A 1,717-nucleotide genomic window follows, 5' to 3' on the forward strand; every position below is an offset into this window, starting at 1 on the left:
TGCTGACTTGTAAAAGTAAATTCCGTATGAAAGACTAAATTCCACCCGCTGTTAAAAATCAACCTAAATTTAAAAGTTTTTGGTTGAATAAAGGGTAATAAGTGTTAAAATTTAAGTACATTTTTCTTTAAATCTGAAAATCAGGGCATAGAAAACAGACCTCTGGAATTCTTGTGTGAAAAATTAAATTCCACAGGTCGGTGTGTGAAATTTGTAACTCTGATGACGGATTTATAAAAATGTTATTTTAGCAGCTTTGGTGTGAGGATTACATCATCAGGTGGGATGTATTTAAGCTGCAGGGCCCAGAGAATCTCCGGGCCAAATTTTTCAAGTGATGTCTGATATGGTGTTTTACCATTCAATCCTTCCCTCACATAAGAATTGATGTGATCAACACATTTTTTAATGTCCCATTGTGTAAGATGCGTGAAAACAGTTCCTTTGGGAATAATCATTCTCAACAGGGTATGTGCCTCCTCAATGCCACCCTTCTGATTACTTCTCATGGGATCACAGTAATAAATACTCATGCGTTCAATGCCGTTAATACCTGTTTCAAGGGACAATGGGTCGCCGAATTCACTGCCACGGTCAGTCAGACAGGTATTGAAAACGGATAGAAAGTCATATGTGCCAAGAGCCCTCTCCAATTCATTAACGGAAGCCTTAACAGCTCCTTCAGTACAACGGTTTAGAAGTCTGGCAATAAACAGTTGTGTTTCAGGAATGTAAAAAGTCAGAATACATTTATTGGAACCCTTGGCTGAAATAACAGTATCCATTTCACAGAAATAATTAGGATTCAGCAGCTTAAAATCAGCATAGGTTCTTCCAATGAAAACTTCCCTGTTCCTGATTGAAGGTTTGGAATCGTCTTTTCGTAACCTAAACTTTACCTTACGTTTTAAATCAATGTTTCTGGTAAGAAGTACACCCTGTTCAATGTAGTTGTAAAGTGTTTTCACACTGATGCCCAGTTCAGGATGATTGGTGACAATTACATATGGAGACTGTCCCTGTTCTATAAGTGATGCAATCACGGCATTCATTTGAAGAGCCTGATGTTTTGTGAGATTTACACCGGTTCTTGAAGAAGTACGGAGTTCTTCATATTTTCGTTGTGCAAAAACAGCATCATAGCGGTATTTATGCGGAATACTACAGCGATGGAGTGGTTTGTCACAACCATTGCAAACGTAAGGAGCCCGGTCCAATCGCGAACAGGATTCCTTTACGAAAGATTTGCATACCTGATTACATTTGTTACATGATGAACACTTAATATCACAGAGGATAATCTTTTCACATACATTTGTCCGTTTACACCTAAATCTTTTAGTGCAAAAGTTGTGTGGATTATTAAATATCCGTTTTGGTTGAATGTCATCAACCCGGTGAAGACGAATCTCCTTTGAGATGGTGGTCGGATCCTTGCAAAGATATTTGGCAATCTCCTTGAAGGAAAGGCCTTCATTTAGAGAGTCTTCAATAAATTTACGGTCATCTAAAGTTAAGTTTTTCTGGTTTCCCGGTATAAGGTTAGACATATGTACCTCCTTCTACCGTCATCAGAGAGCATGGAAAAAGCATACAGGGGAAGAAACAAATATGCAAATGGGTAGATGAAAATGGTGTGAAAGGTTAAATTCCACTTATGTAAAAGTAAATTCCACTGTAAGGTAGGAGAGTGGAATTTAAAATTTTATTTTAGGTG

At 37.8% G+C, this 1,717-nt stretch carries 1 protein-coding gene; it reads right to left on the minus strand.

Going from position 1 to position 1,717, the window contains the following annotated elements; translation table 11 throughout:
- Positions 1–242: 242 nt before the first annotated feature.
- Positions 243–1,550: an IS30 family transposase gene (locus N5B56_RS13360; RefSeq protein ID WP_260979179.1), complete on the minus strand. Its 1,308-nt coding sequence runs from the start codon at positions 1,548–1,550 to the stop codon at positions 243–245.
- Positions 1,551–1,717: the final 167 nt, after the last annotated feature.

Origin of the sequence: Eubacterium album (assembly GCF_025336545.1) — a bacterium.
GTDB classification, from domain to species: Bacteria; Bacillota; Clostridia; order Lachnospirales; family Lachnospiraceae; genus Eubacterium_U; species Eubacterium_U album.

What these genes read in the sequence shown, in the direction of transcription:
- N5B56_RS13360 (WP_260979179.1), bottom strand. Translation starts at nt 1,550, where the DNA reads ATGTCTAACCTTATACCGGGAAACCAGAAAAACTTAACTTTAGATGAC.